The sequence below is a fragment of the Escherichia sp. 20412-1 genome, assembly GCF_003027595.1.
In the GTDB taxonomy this organism is placed as follows: domain Bacteria; phylum Pseudomonadota; class Gammaproteobacteria; order Enterobacterales; family Enterobacteriaceae; genus Escherichia; species Escherichia marmotae.
The window spans coordinates 1-15,331 of record NZ_PYQM01000011.1 but is presented as its reverse complement, the minus strand read 5'-3'; the positions used below and the strand labels follow the sequence as shown (position 1 = coordinate 15,331).

Here is a 15,331-nt window from a genome sequence, read left to right as displayed (position 1 = left end):
CTTACTGAATTTCGGTGGTGCCATTAATTTTAAACAGAATGTTTACCACAATTCCACTCCCTGGTTTACCCGGCTCGTAACGCCATCTGCGCATCGCGTTTTTCACTTCACGCTCAAACATATTCGCAGGTTTGGCAGAAAGAATTTGTACGTTATCCACCCGGCCATCCGGTGTAACGTCAAATTTAACCTTGACCTGCCCTTCAATGCGCAATGCCTGCGCGCGCGCTGGATACTGCGGCTGATTACGGCTTAGTGCGCGCGGACCTGACGCCACACTGGTAACTGGCTTGCTGCTTGCAGCCGTTGCCGTACTGGATGTCGGGCGAGTCGGTGCCGTATTTTCAAACGGTGACGCCGGGCGCGATTCTACCGGTTTAACATCGCGTTTTGGCTGTTCCTGCACCTTTTTCACCGGCTTCGGTTTTGGCTTAGGTTTCGGCTTCGGCTTTTCAATGACCACCGGCGCTTCTTTTGGCGGCTCTGGTATCGGCTCAGGTTCCGGCTCTGGCTCCACCACCGGCTCTGGCTCCACCACCGGCTCTGGCGGCGGTTGAACAGCTTGTGGCGGTTCAAGATCCGCTGGTGCAACCATGGTGACAGAAATCGGCTGCGCAGGCGCAGGTAGTTCAATAACCTGATGTACCGAGGTATAGAGTAGACCCGCCACAACAGCACCATGAATGCAGACCGAAAGTAACGTCGGCCAGGGGAAGCGGCGAGGTAAATCAAGGGTCATTGAAGTCATAATCGTTTCAGTAGAAAAACCAGGCCTCGATTTTAAATGCAAATAGCAATCATATTCAATAAGGCAAGGCGATCAGGATCAGTGAAAATGCATTTTTTGGCTCAATTGACCTTACTTTAAGTACAGCCTTAACAAAGACATCATCTTTCCGTTGCAGATCTTTGTCCTTTCAAATAACGTACTTTACAACTTTTCCGAACAAGGAGTTGCGCCCGTGTTGTATGTTATTTACGCTCAAGACAAAGCCGATAGCCTCGAAAAACGTCTTTCCGTTCGTCCGGCACATTTAGCACGTTTACAATTACTGCATGATGAAGGCCGTTTACTGACGGCAGGACCAATGCCTGCGGTTGATAGCAATGATCCGGGTGCCGCGGGTTTTACCGGATCGACGGTGATTGCTGAATTTGAATCTCTGGAAGCAGCGCAAGCCTGGGCCGATGCCGATCCTTACGTAGCGGCCGGTGTATATGAACAAGTATCAGTGAAACCCTTCAAAAAAGTATTCTGAACATTTTCTCTTCTTCTAAGGGGCACGATGGTGAAAATCGTGCCCTTATTTATTGTTTCCTGGCTTAGGTACACCACACAATGATTGCTCCAGCAGCAACAAACAGTTAATAACTTTATCTGTATATCCTGATATATCATCAGCATATTCAGGGGAAAAATACATAATATCCTCCCCTTATGCGACAGAGCGCCTTAAAACCTTTGATTGCGACGGATAAAGTCATCTACTATTGATTAACACATTCATGAGTCGTATGTATGTTCACATTATGTACGCGTAAAGATAATTAAACAAAATTGTGGTTACAGAGGTATCAGTGAGTCACTGGGCTACATTCCGGCAAACAGCGGTAAATTTATGGGTGACACTACGGCACGATATTATCGCGTTGGCCGTCTTTCTAAATGGATTGCTTATTTTCAAAACAATCTATGGCATGTCGGTCAATCTGCTCGATATTTTCCATATCCAGGCATTTTCAGAACTTGACCTCTCCCTTCTGGCGAATGCACCTCTGTTTATGCTGGGTGTCTTTCTTGTACTGAACTCAATCGGCTTGCTGTTTCGGGCAAAACTGGCGTGGGCGATCAGTATCATTTTATTGCTGATTACACTTATCTACACCCTACACTTCTATCCCTGGCTGAAATTCAGCATTGGGTTTTGCATCTTTACACTGGTGATTTTGCTGGTGCTGCGCAAAGACTTCTCCCACAGTAGTGCCGCAGCCGGAACAATTTTCGCTTTTATTAGTTTTACGACGTTACTATTTTATTCCACCTATGGCGCGCTTTATTTAAGCGAAGGTTTTAATCCGAGAATAGAGAGTCTGATGACGGCCTTCTATTTTTCGATAGAAACGATGTCAACGGTGGGCTATGGCGATATCGTCCCTGTTTCTGAATCGGCACGTCTGTTTACTATTTCGGTCATTATTTCCGGCATTACTGTTTTCGCCACCTCCATGACGTCTATTTTTGGTCCGCTTATCCGCGGAGGATTCAATAAACTTGTGAAAGGAAACAAGCATACGATGAATCGTAAAGATCACTTTATTGTTTGCGGGCACTCCATTCTGGCAATCAACACGATTCTGCAACTGAATCAACGCGGACAAAATGTGACTGTTATCAGTAATCTGCCAGAAGATGACATCAAACAACTCGAACAGCGATTAGGTGACAATGCTGATGTTATTTCCGGGGACAGCAATGACAGTTCGGTATTAAAGAAAGCGGGAATCGATCACTGCCGGGCTATTCTGGCGCTCAGTGATAACGATGCAGATAACGCTTTTGTCGTCCTGTCGGCTAAAGATATGAGCAAAGATGTCAAAACAGTGCTTGCCGTCAGTGATAGCAAAAATCTCAACAAAATTAAAATGGTACATCCGGACATCATTCTCTCGCCGCAACTGTTCGGCAGTGAAATCCTGGCGCGTATTCTCAATGGTGAAGAAGTTAATAATGATATGCTCGTCTCAATGTTGCTGAACTCCGGGCATGGTATTTTCAGCGATAAGAACGACGATGATGGCAACGAAACTGTGAAAAAATAAAACCGGATGGGCACCGTGATGGTGCCCGGCTCATTCAGATATTGTAGATCGCAAACAATAACGAGTTACGCTGTTTGTTTAGAAGGCACTTCCTGATGCTGTGGATACGCATATTTCGGCGCGACTGCCCCTCAAGCCAACGCGATTTCCGTCGGCTAGCCTGACGCTGCATGCGCCAGCGCCCCACTTCCGTTCTACTCCGCTTCATGTTAACTACTCTATGCAATAACAGAGTGGTCATTATACCTCCGCCCCCGACGCTGACCAGTGCTTTTCCGGCGTTTTTATTTGCCAGATGAATCCATATGCGTAAACTCATAACAATGCGCTTTCAAAAGGATTTCTAATCTATGACAACCGTTTATACGTTGGTGAGTTGGTTGGCCATTCTGGGATACTGGTTGCTCATTGCAGGCGTAACATTACGCATTCTAATGAAACGACGCGCCGTTCCCTCCGCTATGGCCTGGCTGTTGGTCATTTACATTCTGCCTCTGGTCGGAATTATTGCCTATCTGGCAGTCGGTGAACTGCATTTAGGCAAGCGCCGCGCCGAACGTGCAAGAGCGATGTGGCCTTCTACGGCTAAATGGCTTAACGATCTTAAAGCCTGTAAACACATTTTCGCGGAAGAAAATAGCAGTGTCGCCGGGCCGTTATTTAAGCTCTGCGAGCGCCGTCAGGGTATCGCGGGCGTTAAAGGTAACCAACTGCAACTGATGACCGAGTCTGATGATGTGATGCAGGCGTTGATCCGTGACATCCAACTGGCTCGCCATAATATTGAGATGGTGTTTTACATCTGGCAGCCCGGCGGCATGGCAGATCAGGTGGCTGAGTCGTTGATGGCCGCAGCCCGCCGCGGTATTCATTGCCGACTGATGCTCGACTCTGCCGGGAGTGTGGCTTTCTTTCGCAGCCCGTGGCCGGAGCTGATGCGTAATGCTGGTATCGAAGTGGTCGAATCCTTAAAGGTTAACCTGATGCGCGTATTTTTACGCCGCATGGATCTGCGCCAGCACCGCAAGATGATCATGATCGATAATTACATTGCCTATACCGGTAGCATGAATATGGTCGATCCACGTTTCTTCAAACAGGATGCGGGAGTAGGACAATGGATTGACCTGATGGCCCGCATGGAAGGTCCTATTGCTACCGCCATGGGGATTATTTATTCCTGCGACTGGGAGATTGAAACCGGAAAACGCATTCTGCCACCGCCGCCTGATGTCAATATTATGCCGTTTGAACAGTCCAGCGGTCATACGATCCATACCATAGCTTCTGGCCCCGGCTTCCCGGAAGACCTGATTCACCAGGCGTTACTCACCGCTGCATATTCAGCACGCGAATATTTAATCATGACGACGCCCTACTTCGTGCCCAGCGATGACTTACTTCACGCGATTTGCACAGCAGCACAGCGCGGAGTTGATGTCAGTATTATTCTGCCGCGTAAAAATGACTCAATGCTGGTAGGCTGGGCCAGCCGCGCATTCTTTACTGAACTGTTGGCCGCTGGGGTTAAAATTTATCAGTTTGAAGGCGGGTTATTACATACCAAGAGCGTGCTGGTCGATGGCGAACTAAGTCTGGTGGGGACTGTGAACCTTGATATGCGCAGCCTGTGGTTAAATTTTGAGATCACGCTGGCGATCGACGATAAAGGTTTTGGTGCTGACCTGGCTGCTGTTCAGGACGATTATATCTCGCGCTCACGTCTGCTTGATGCGCGGCTGTGGGCAAAACGACCGCTCTGGCAGCGCGTTGCCGAGCGACTGTTTTACTTCTTCAGTCCGTTGCTGTAAAACGTCGCCAACAGATGTTAAACGGGTAGTGACTATGGATATGGATTTAAACAATCGCCTGACTGAAGATGAAACGCTTGAGCAGGCTTATGATATTTTTCTCGAACTGGCCGCAGATAATCTCGATCCGGCGGATGTTCTGCTGTTCAATCTTCAGTTTGAAGAACGTGGCGGTGCGGAGTTATTCGATCCGGCAGAAGACTGGCAGGAACATGTTGATTACGATTTGAACCCGGACTTTTTTGCAGAAGTGGTGATTGGTCTGGCGGACAGTGAAGATGGTGAAATTAACGATGTTTTCGCCCGTATCCTGTTATGTCGCGAAAAAGATCACAAACTTTGCCATATCATCTGGCGTGAATAAATATCGCTTTTGGTGTGAAAAAGGGCTGACGGTTGTCAGCCCTTTTGTTTTTAAAGCGGATCGACTTTCAGGCAAGAGACCGCATGTCTGAAACTGCCCTCCAGCACCGGACGCGTTTTGGCACATTCCGGGCCGGCGATCGGGCAACGTGTGCGGAACACACAACCAGACGGAGGATTGATGGGCGAAGGCAATTCCCCTTCCAGTAACTGGATGGATTTGTTCTTCTCCAGATCCGGATCAGGAATTGGCACCGCCGACATCAAGGCTTTGGTATAAGGATGCAGCGGATTGTGGTAGACCTCATCATACGTCCCCAGCTCCACCGCGTGTCCGAGATACATCACCAGCACGCGATCGGAAATGTGTTTTACCACTGCCAGATCGTGAGCAATAAAAATTAATGACAATCCCATCTCACGTTGCAACTGCTGGAGCAGGTTCACCACCTGTGCCTGAATTGACACGTCCAGCGCCGAAACAGGCTCATCGCAGATAATCAGTTTCGGTTCAAGAATGAGTGCACGTGCAATTCCGATACGCTGGCACTGCCCCCCGGAGAACTCATGCGGATAGCGGTTAATCAGGTTAGGTAGCAAGCCGACTTTCATCATCATCGCCTTCACGCGCTCACGGACTTCCTGGCGTGACATTTTCGGATGATAGGTACGCAGCGGTTCAGCGATGATCTCGCCAATCGTCATACGTGGGTTAAGAGACGCCAGCGGGTCCTGAAAAATCATCTGGATATCACTGCGAACGGCACGCCATTCATCAAGCTTCATCCCTAACAACTCTTTTCCTAACCACGCGACGCGCCCATCAGTCGCTTTAACCAGGCCGATAATAGCGCGGGCAAAGGTGGATTTACCGCAACCGGATTCCCCTACTACGCCTAATGTCTCCCCTTCATAAAGTCGAAGTGTGACTCCATCAACGGCTTTCAGGGTTTTCGCCGGTTGCCAGAACCACTGTTTGCCATCTTTAATCTCAAAGTGAACTTTCAGATCGGCAATTTCCAGGAGAACTTTTCTTTCTTCCGTAACAGCATTCATAACAGTTCCCCCACTGGTTTAAAACAGGCGCGCAGGCGACCTGGCGTGAACTCTTCCAGAGGCGGCGCACTGCTACAAATTTCCATCGCATGTGGACAGCGCGGCTGGAACGGGCAACCTTTTGGTAAACGTAGCAGGTTTGGTGGATTTCCCGGTATGGTCAACATAGCTTCACCTTCCGCATCAAGACGCGGCACCGCATTGAGTAAACCGATAGAGTAAGGATGAACGGGCTGATAAAAGACATCGCGCGCGTTGCCGTATTCCATGGTGCGCCCGGCGTACATCACCAATACTTTGTCACAGATCCCCGCCACCACACCCAGATCGTGGGTGATCATAATGATGGCAGTATTGAATTCCCGTTTCAGGTCATTCAATAGCGTCATGATTTGCGCCTGCACAGTCACGTCCAGCGCAGTGGTAGGTTCGTCAGCAATCAGCAATTTAGGCCGACACAACAATGCCATCGCAATCATTACACGCTGACGCATACCGCCAGAAAATTCATGCGGGAACATCTTCATGCGCTTACGCGCTTCCGGCATTTTTACGGCATCAAGCATCCGCACCGACTCTTCAAACGCTTCAGCCTTGCTCATACTCTTATGCAGCATCAGCACTTCCATCAACTGCTCACCGACGCGCATATACGGGTTCAACGAAGTCATCGGGTCCTGAAAAATCATCGAGATTTGTTCAGCGCGCAGTTTATTGAGTTCGCGTTCTGGCAGGTTGAGGATCTCACGGCCATTAAAAGTGGCCGATCCACCAATGTGTCCGTTCGCGGCCAGCAGCCCCATTAAAGCAAACGCGGTTTGCGACTTACCGGAACCAGACTCACCTACGATACCCAACGTTTCTCCGGCACGCAGAGAAAAATTCAAATCATTGACCGCTGTGACGTCGCCGTCCGGGGTACTAAATGTCACTCGCAAATCCTTCACGTTCAGCAGTGCGTTAGCCTGTTGCTGTGCAAGCGGTACGGTTGCAGTTTCAATTACGCTCATGGCTGCACTCCTTAACGATCTTTCGGGTCGAGGGCATCACGTAAGCCATCCCCGATAAAGTTGAAACAAAACAGCGTCACCACAAGGAAACCGGCCGGAAACAGCAGCAACCAGGGCGAGACTTCCATCGAGTTCGCACCATCACTTAGCAATGCGCCCCAACTACTTAACGGCTCTTGCGTACCCAGCCCCAGGAAGCTAAGGAAAGACTCAAAGAGGATCATGCTTGGCACCAGTAGCGATGCGTACACCACCACTACGCCGAGCACGTTCGGCACAATGTGGCGAATCACGATACCGGGCGTAGAGACTCCACCAACTTGTGCTGCCTCAATAAACTCTTTGCGCTTCAGACTAAGGGTTTGCCCACGTACGATACGCGCCATATCCAGCCAGGAAACCATGCCAATCGCCACGAAAATCAGCAGAATGTTTTGGCCAAAGAAGGTCACCAGCAAAATGACGAAGAACATGAATGGGAAGGAATTGAGGATTTCCAGCAAACGCATCATTACCGAGTCCACCTTGCCGCCAAGATAACCGGAAAGCGAACCGTAAAGCGTACCTACGACTACAGCCACCAGCGCCGCAGCAACCCCGACCATGAGTGAGATACGCCCACCAATTGCAACACGTACCAGCAGATCGCGTCCGGATGAGTCAGTACCAAAGTAGTGACCGGACTCCATATCTGGAGCGCTGGACATCATCGCCCAATCGGTATCGTCATAGGCAAATTGCGAAAGCATCGGTGCCAGGATAACAAACAGAGCAATCAGCACCAGTACAATGAGACTGGCGACCGCCGCACGGTTATGCATAAAACGACGGCGTGCGTCCTGCCATAAACTGCGCCCTTCGACCTCCAGCTTTTCACTGAAATTTTCCAGCGTCTCGCTGTTTTTCTTACTTAACATCATCGCGAGCTCCAGTATCAGTAACGGATTTTCGGGTCGATAACCGCATATAGCACATCGACAATGGCATTGAACAAAATGGTTAATGCACCAACCAGAATGGTCAGGCTTAAAACCAATGAATAGTCACGGTTCAACGCGCCATTAACAAACAATTGCCCGATCCCAGGTAAACCATAAATGGTTTCGATGACCATAGAACCGGTAATAATGCCGACAAATGCGGGTCCCATATATGAAAGTACGGGTAACAGCGCAGGTTTTAATGCGTGGCGAAGGATAATTCTGCGCATAGGTAAACCTTTCGCGCGGGCAGTGCGAATAAAGTTGGAGTGTAAAACTTCAATCATTGAACCACGGGTAATACGCGCGATACTGGCGATATAGGCGAGTGACAACGCTACCATCGGTAATATCATGAATTTCAGCGCCCCGCCATTCCATCCGCCGCCGGGTAGCCAATGCAAAATGATCGCGAATATCATGACTAATAATGGCGCAACCACAAAACTGGGGATAACCACCCCGGTCATTGCCAGCCCCATCACGGTATAGTCCCATTTGGTGTTTTGTTTTAATGCGGCAATAACGCCAGCACTCACACCCAGCACCACCGCGAGGAAAAATGCAGCGGCACCCAATTTTGCAGAAACAGGAAAACTGGATGCTACCAGGTCATTGACCGAATAATCTTTATATTTAAAAGACGGACCGAAATCGCCATGCGCCAGTTGTTTCAGGTAGCTGAAATACTGTGTCATGATCGGATCATTAAGATGATATTTCGCTTCGATATTGGCCATCACTTCTGGCGGTAACGTGCGTTCACCAGTAAAAGGACTTCCCGGGGCGAGGCGCATCATAAAGAACGAAATAGTAATAAGAATAAATAGCGTCGGAATCGCTTCCAGACAGCGACGTAGAATAAATTTTAACATTGCCGTACCTTCTGGCCTGTGCCTTCTGTAATGCGATAAAAACCAGACACCGTGGAGCAGGACTCGCCTACCCCACGTATTGCCATTAGTGCTTCACAATGTACATATTTCTGGTGTAGGTGTTATCCAGCGGATCTTTACCGGTATAACCTCCAACCCACGGTTTTACCAGACGCGCGTTCACGTAGTAATAAACCGGAACAATGGCCGAATCTTTATCCAACTGTTGCTCTGCTTTGGTGTACAACGCCGTGCGCTGCGCCTCGTCAGTGGCTTTCAGCGTTTCCGCCATAATACTGTCAAACGCCGGGCTCTTATAATGCGCGGTGTTCATCGAGCTGTTCGACAGCATGGTGTTCAGGAAGGAGGTCGGTTCGTTGTAGTCGGCACACCAACCTGCACGAGCCACATCAAAAGTTCCCTGGTGACGGGTGTCAAGGAAGGTTTTCCATTCCTGGTTAACCAGTTTGACGTTAACACCTATGTTTTTCTTCCACAGCGAAGAGGCGGCAATGGCCAGCTTTTTATGCAGATCGGACGTGTTATATAGCAGGTTAATCGTTAACGGTTTGTCTGCAGTATAACCCGCTTCGGCCAGCAGTTTTTTAGCTTCTTCGTTACGTTTTTCCTGGCTCCAGCCAAACCATTCCGGCTGAGTTAATTTTGCACCATCAGTATAAGGAGGTGTGTAACCATAGGCTGGCATATCGCCCTGTGCTTTAACTTTATTAACAATGATATCGCGGTCCATACCCAGTTTCAGCGCTGTACGCACGCGCACGTCGTTGAATGGCGCTTTCTGGTTATTAATTTCGTAATAGTAGGTACACAGATATGGGTCGACGTGAACTTCGTCCGGGATCTCTTTTTTCAGTTTCTGGAACAGCTCGATCGGCATGTTGTTATAAGTCATATCGATTTCACCGCTGCGATAGCGGTTTACATCGGTAACTTCAGAAGCGATCGGCAAATAAGTCACCTGATTAATAACCGTTTTCGCGTTGTTCCAGTAAGTCGGGCTGCGCTCAAGAACGATACGTTCGTTAACGACCCAATCTTTTAATGTATAGGCACCGTTGGTGACGATATTACCCGGCTGAGTCCATTTTTCGCCAAATTTCTCAATGGCGGCTTTTGGCACCGGAGAAGTAGACGGGTGAACCAACAATTTATAGAAGTACGGAACAGGCTCACTTAATGTAACTTCTAACGTGTGATCATCGATGGCTTTCACGCCGAGATCGGTAATCGGTTTTTTCCCTTCGAGAATTTCATCAATACCGGCAATATGCCCATATTGCAGATAACTTGCATAGGGAGACGCCGTGTTCGGATCAACAGAACGTTGCCAACTATATACAAAGTCTTGCGCAGTGACTGGCGTGCCATCAGACCATTTCGCATCTTTACGCAGATGGAATGTCCAGACTTTAGCGTCTTTATTATCCCAGGATTCAGCAACGCCCGGAGCCGGATGGCCGTCGAGATCGCTGACCAATAAGCCTTCAAACAAGTCACGGCTGATATTAGACTCCGGAACCCCTTCAATTTTGTGCGGATCTAATGATTGAACTTCAGAACCATTATTGCGCACCAGCGTTTGTTTTTCTGCGAGCTGAACACCCGCGGGCACATCAGCCGCCAACGCGACATTCCCTGCCATAAGCGCAGCCAGAACGCCTGCTGCGACTAAACTTCTCTTGGTGATGTTGGTCATTGTTTTTTGGACTCCCTCATTATAATTACTGGTTTGAACCAGCATGTGTAATCCCGGATTGGGACCCTGGACAGATTCGGAGACTTTCTGCTGCCAGGTTACTTTATCGTTACGCTTTACTATCACCGACTTTGTTTATTCTGGTGATTCGGACGACCACCTTACGTCGATTCTTACTGTGCCTCCCCTGTCGAGACACATTTATTTACTGCAGCAATTTTTATTGTTAATAATTCCCATTACCAATAAAATTGCCTGATGGTTGGCCGGAAAGTATCAAATGCGCTTCTTGCTCGCCAATACATTTTGCAAAATTGTTAAGCAATTCTCTTTTATTGACCATGACAGTACCTAAACCCCCCATCAAGCTGCCAATAAAATCATTTAAAAACATAAAGATAGAAAATCAGGAAGCAAGACTGTCTTTTCTGGTAACCATTATGATAGAGAAATGCACAATAATTTAACAACAGCTCATTATTTAGCACATTCCTCTACCAAATCCAGTGGAATTACTAATATCATTTCAATTATTCTTCAGCAAGACCCTGAATTATGATGTCGCGAAAATAACATGATGAGGAGGAGCGCGAGGTAAGGATATTCTTATAACCGGCTGTAATATGAGAAAAAATATTTATCTATTTCGTTTGCTTCTGATAACTGCGTTGGGCCAAAGTAAAAATAATGACGAAAAAACGGAGCACTATGACTCCGTTTCGGATGAAAGGAATTAATTGAGCAGGCCAGGGAAAATCCCTTTGATTCCATTAACAATAAATTCAATCCCTAATGCCATCAGTAACAACCCCATAATACGGGTAATCACGTTGATGCCGGTCTGGCGCAGAACCCTTACCAGCCAGGGAGCCATACGGAATAAGCCCCAACAACATAAAGCAAACAACGCGATTGCCACAAAAAAACCGAACAAGTAACCAATGCTGTGATAACGCGTTCCCCAAACGATAGTTGAGCTGATCGCTCCCGGCCCTGCCATCAAAGGCAATGCGAGCGGTACAACGCCGATGCTTTCACGAATTGCGGTTTCTGATTTTTCTTGTTTGTTCTGTTTATCCTCGCCAAGTTTGCCACTGATCATCGACATCGCAATTGTGACCACCAGAATGCCGCCCGCGATACGGAACGAATCAATCGAGATGCCAAAAAGTTGCAGAATCGTGTCGCCAAGAAAAAGCGCAATCCACAAGATGATCGCTACCGACAGGTTGGCGGTCAGATTTGTTTTGTTTCTCGCTGCCGCGGTCTGATAGCTGGTCATACTGATGAACACAGGGATGATCCCAACAGGGTTAACCAGCGCAAATAACCCGATAAAAAACTTAAAATAAACGGGAAAATCAAAGAGTGTCTGAATCACAGTTAGCTCCGAAGCAAAGGCCGGATAATGTTAGTCATAACCAAGGGTAAAAAATACGCGCTGACAATACGCCTTTTGGCAGCATTTTTCACCTCCTAACTGCTTAAAATCACTATCATTCATTATTGTTATCTAGACGTACAAAACATGCTAATGTAGCCAACAATAAATACTACAATTTATTAACTATTAGCTTTTGTAGCTAAAAGCGGAGCTGAAAGGTGTCAGCTTTGCTGAATTTTGATCTAGATCACGCAATCAGTACCCAGAAGTGAGTAATCTTGCTTACGCCACCTGGAAGTGACGCATTAGAGTTCAATGACTCTAATGTTTAAACTCTTTTAGTAAATCACAGTGAGTGTGAGCACGAGTAAGATTTTGATTTTCAAAGGTTAAGCAAATCATCATCGCACTGACTATACTCTCGTATTCGAGCAGATGATTTACTAAAAAAGTTTAACATTATCAGGAGAGCATTATGGCTGTTACTAATGTCGCTGAACTTAACGCACTCGTAGAGCGTGTAAAAAAAGCCCAGCGTGAATATGCCAGTTTCACTCAAGAGCAAGTTGACAAAATCTTCCGCGCCGCCGCTCTGGCTGCCGCAGATGCTCGAATCCCACTCGCGAAAATGGCCGTTGCTGAATCCGGCATGGGTATTGTTGAAGACAAAGTGATTAAAAACCACTTCGCTTCAGAATATATCTACAACGCGTATAAAGATGAAAAAACCTGCGGTATTCTGTCCGAAGACGACACTTTCGGTACTATCACTATCGCTGAACCAATCGGTATTATTTGCGGTATCGTTCCGACCACTAACCCGACTTCAACCGCTATCTTCAAATCGCTGATCAGCCTGAAGACCCGTAACGCCATCATTTTCTCTCCACACCCGCGTGCAAAAGATGCAACTAACAAAGCTGCTGACATCGTTCTGCAGGCTGCTATCGCTGCTGGTGCGCCGAAAGATCTGATCGGCTGGATCGATCAACCTTCTGTTGAACTCTCCAACGCGTTGATGCACCACCCTGACATTAACCTGATCCTTGCAACCGGTGGTCCAGGTATGGTTAAAGCGGCATACAGCTCCGGTAAACCAGCTATCGGCGTAGGTGCAGGTAACACCCCAGTTGTTATTGATGAAACTGCTGATATCAAACGTGCTGTTGCATCTGTACTGATGTCCAAAACCTTCGACAACGGCGTAATCTGTGCTTCTGAACAATCTGTTGTTGTTGTTGATTCTGTTTATGATGCTGTGCGTGAACGTTTCGCGACCCACGGCGGCTACATGCTGCAGGGCAAAGAACTGAAGGCAGTTCAGGACGTTATCCTGAAAAATGGCGCGCTGAACGCAGCTATCGTTGGTCAACCGGCGTATAAAATTGCTGAACTGGCAGGCTTCTCTGTTCCAGAAAATACTAAGATTCTGATCGGTGAAGTGACTGTTGTTGATGAAAGTGAGCCGTTCGCTCATGAAAAACTGTCCCCGACTCTGGCAATGTACCGTGCGAAAGATTTCGAAGACGCGGTAGATAAGGCAGAGAAACTGGTTGCTATGGGCGGTATCGGACATACCTCTTGCCTGTACACCGACCAGGATAACCAACCGGCACGCGTTTCTTACTTCGGTCAGAAAATGAAAACTGCCCGTATCCTGATCAACACCCCGGCGTCTCAGGGTGGTATCGGTGACCTGTATAACTTCAAACTCGCACCTTCCCTGACTCTGGGTTGTGGTTCCTGGGGTGGTAACTCCATCTCTGAAAACGTTGGTCCGAAACACCTGATCAACAAGAAAACCGTTGCTAAGCGAGCTGAAAACATGTTGTGGCACAAACTTCCGAAATCTATCTACTTCCGCCGTGGCTCCCTGCCAATCGCGCTGGATGAAGTGATTACTGATGGCCACAAACGTGCGCTCATCGTGACTGACCGCTTCCTGTTCAACAACGGCTATGCTGACCAGATCACTTCCGTATTGAAAGCGGCTGGCGTAGAAACTGAAGTCTTCTTCGAAGTTGAAGCAGACCCGACTCTGAGCATCGTACGTAAAGGCGCAGAACTGGCGAACTCCTTCAAACCGGACGTCATTATCGCGCTGGGTGGTGGTTCCCCGATGGACGCTGCGAAGATCATGTGGGTTATGTACGAACACCCGGAAACTCACTTCGAAGAACTGGCGCTGCGTTTTATGGACATCCGTAAACGTATCTACAAGTTCCCGAAAATGGGCGTGAAAGCGAAAATGATCGCAGTCACCACCACTTCCGGTACAGGTTCTGAAGTTACTCCGTTTGCGGTTGTAACTGACGACGCTACTGGTCAGAAATATCCGCTGGCAGACTATGCGCTGACCCCGGATATGGCGATTGTTGACGCCAACCTGGTTATGGATATGCCGAAGTCCCTGTGTGCTTTCGGCGGTCTGGATGCAGTCACTCACGCTATGGAAGCTTATGTTTCTGTACTGGCTTCTGAGTTCTCTGATGGTCAGGCTCTGCAAGCGCTGAAACTGCTGAAAGAATACCTGCCAGCGTCCTACCACGAAGGGGCTAAAAACCCGGTAGCACGCGAGCGTGTTCACAGTGCGGCAACTATCGCAGGTATCGCGTTTGCGAACGCCTTCCTGGGTGTATGTCACTCAATGGCGCACAAACTGGGTTCCCAGTTCCATATTCCGCACGGTCTGGCAAACGCCTTGCTGATTTGTAACGTTATTCGTTACAACGCAAACGACAACCCGACCAAGCAGACTGCATTCAGCCAGTATGACCGTCCGCAAGCACGCCGTCGTTATGCTGAAATTGCAGACCACCTGGGTCTGAGCGCACCGGGCGACCGTACTGCTGCTAAGATCGAGAAACTGCTGGCATGGCTGGAAACGCTGAAAGCAGAACTGGGTATTCCGAAATCTATCCGTGAGGCTGGCGTTCAGGAAGCTGACTTCCTCGCGAACGTAGATAAACTGTCTGAAGATGCATTCGATGACCAGTGCACCGGCGCTAACCCGCGTTATCCGCTGATCTCCGAGCTGAAACAGATTCTGCTGGATACCTACTATGGTCGTGATTATGTAGAAGGTGCACCAGCAGCAAAGGAAGCAGCTCCGGCTAAAGCAGAGAAAAAAGCGAAGAAATCCGCTTAATCAATAACTCTGTATAACAGTATAAACGGTCCCTTTTGGGGTAATGCCAGTCAGTTAAGCAACTGACTGGCTCTTTTTCGGGGCTGTGGGGTATTTCCAGGGCCTCTCCTTTACCACTCTCGGGAAGGCCCTTTCCCTTCTTGTCGGTAATTTCACAAGTTGTCCCA

14 protein-coding genes are annotated in these 15,331 nt (G+C 48.2%); 5 read left to right on the top strand and 9 right to left on the bottom strand.

What is annotated here, in order from left to right; genetic code table 11:
- Window position 1: 1 nt before the first annotated feature.
- Window positions 2–739 carry a TonB system transport protein TonB gene (tonB, locus tag C7B16_RS09955; RefSeq protein WP_107179652.1) on the bottom strand — a complete coding sequence of 246 codons (738 nt, stop codon included), beginning with the start codon at window positions 737–739 and terminating at the stop codon, window positions 2–4.
- Window positions 740–962: 223 nt separating this feature from the next.
- Between tonB and C7B16_RS09950 the strand changes: the two genes are divergently transcribed.
- Both C7B16_RS09950 and kch read left to right on the top strand, forming a co-directional pair.
- Complete coding sequence (locus C7B16_RS09950; RefSeq protein ID WP_000967596.1) at window positions 963–1,259, top strand: YciI family protein; 297 nt, start codon at window positions 963–965, stop codon at window positions 1,257–1,259.
- A gap of 319 nt (window positions 1,260–1,578) precedes the next feature.
- Window positions 1,579–2,820, top strand: coding sequence for a voltage-gated potassium channel protein (kch, locus tag C7B16_RS09945; protein ID WP_000020081.1), 1,242 nt, complete (start codon window positions 1,579–1,581; stop codon window positions 2,818–2,820).
- A gap of 34 nt (window positions 2,821–2,854) precedes the next feature.
- Here the strand turns inward: kch and C7B16_RS24520 are convergent, their stop codons facing one another.
- Complete coding sequence (locus tag C7B16_RS24520) at window positions 2,855–3,028, bottom strand: YciY family protein (RefSeq protein WP_122983112.1); 174 nt, start codon at window positions 3,026–3,028, stop codon at window positions 2,855–2,857.
- Window positions 3,029–3,170: 142 nt separating this feature from the next.
- On the opposite strand from C7B16_RS24520, the gene cls reads away from it, so the two are divergent.
- Both cls and C7B16_RS09930 read left to right on the top strand, forming a co-directional pair.
- Window positions 3,171–4,631, top strand: a complete 1,461-nt coding sequence (gene cls, locus C7B16_RS09935) for a cardiolipin synthase (protein WP_000214527.1) — start codon at window positions 3,171–3,173, stop codon at window positions 4,629–4,631.
- Between the two features lie 34 nt (window positions 4,632–4,665).
- Window positions 4,666–4,995 carry an HI1450 family dsDNA-mimic protein gene (locus C7B16_RS09930; RefSeq protein WP_000366964.1) on the top strand — a complete coding sequence of 110 codons (330 nt, stop codon included), beginning with the start codon at window positions 4,666–4,668 and terminating at the stop codon, window positions 4,993–4,995.
- A gap of 50 nt (window positions 4,996–5,045) precedes the next feature.
- On the opposite strand, the gene oppF is transcribed toward C7B16_RS09930, so the two are convergent.
- The 6 genes from oppF to ychE form a co-directional block, all read right to left on the bottom strand.
- Window positions 5,046–6,050 carry a murein tripeptide/oligopeptide ABC transporter ATP-binding protein OppF gene (oppF, locus tag C7B16_RS09925; protein ID WP_107179613.1) on the bottom strand — a complete coding sequence of 335 codons (1,005 nt, stop codon included), beginning with the start codon at window positions 6,048–6,050 and terminating at the stop codon, window positions 5,046–5,048.
- Window positions 6,047–7,060 carry a murein tripeptide/oligopeptide ABC transporter ATP-binding protein OppD gene (gene oppD, locus C7B16_RS09920; RefSeq protein WP_000110968.1) on the bottom strand — a complete coding sequence of 338 codons (1,014 nt, stop codon included), beginning with the start codon at window positions 7,058–7,060 and terminating at the stop codon, window positions 6,047–6,049. Before oppD ends, oppF begins: the two co-directional genes overlap by 4 nt.
- 11 nt (window positions 7,061–7,071) lie before the next feature.
- Window positions 7,072–7,980, bottom strand: a complete 909-nt coding sequence (gene oppC, locus C7B16_RS09915; protein WP_000979659.1) for an oligopeptide ABC transporter permease OppC — start codon at window positions 7,978–7,980, stop codon at window positions 7,072–7,074.
- 14 nt (window positions 7,981–7,994) lie between these two features.
- A complete protein-coding gene (oppB, locus tag C7B16_RS09910) occupies window positions 7,995–8,915 on the bottom strand; it encodes an oligopeptide ABC transporter permease OppB (RefSeq protein WP_000911114.1) in 921 nt (306 codons plus the stop codon).
- A gap of 85 nt (window positions 8,916–9,000) precedes the next feature.
- On the bottom strand, window positions 9,001–10,632 hold the full coding sequence (oppA, locus tag C7B16_RS09905) for an oligopeptide ABC transporter substrate-binding protein OppA (RefSeq protein ID WP_010377652.1): 1,632 nt from the start codon (window positions 10,630–10,632) through the stop codon (window positions 9,001–9,003).
- Window positions 10,633–11,365: 733 nt separating this feature from the next.
- Entirely contained in the window at window positions 11,366–12,013 is a 648-nt protein-coding gene (ychE, locus tag C7B16_RS09890; protein ID WP_000616766.1) for an NAAT family transporter YchE, read from the bottom strand.
- Between the two features lie 478 nt (window positions 12,014–12,491).
- Between ychE and adhE the strand changes: the two genes are divergently transcribed.
- Entirely contained in the window at window positions 12,492–15,164 is a 2,673-nt protein-coding gene (gene adhE, locus C7B16_RS09885; RefSeq protein ID WP_000301631.1) for a bifunctional acetaldehyde-CoA/alcohol dehydrogenase, read from the top strand.
- Between the two features lie 54 nt (window positions 15,165–15,218).
- Here adhE and C7B16_RS25280 read toward each other — a convergent pair.
- Window positions 15,219–15,331, bottom strand: a 113-nt coding sequence (locus tag C7B16_RS25280; protein WP_223363118.1) for a hypothetical protein, incomplete at its 5' end; no start/stop codon positions are given.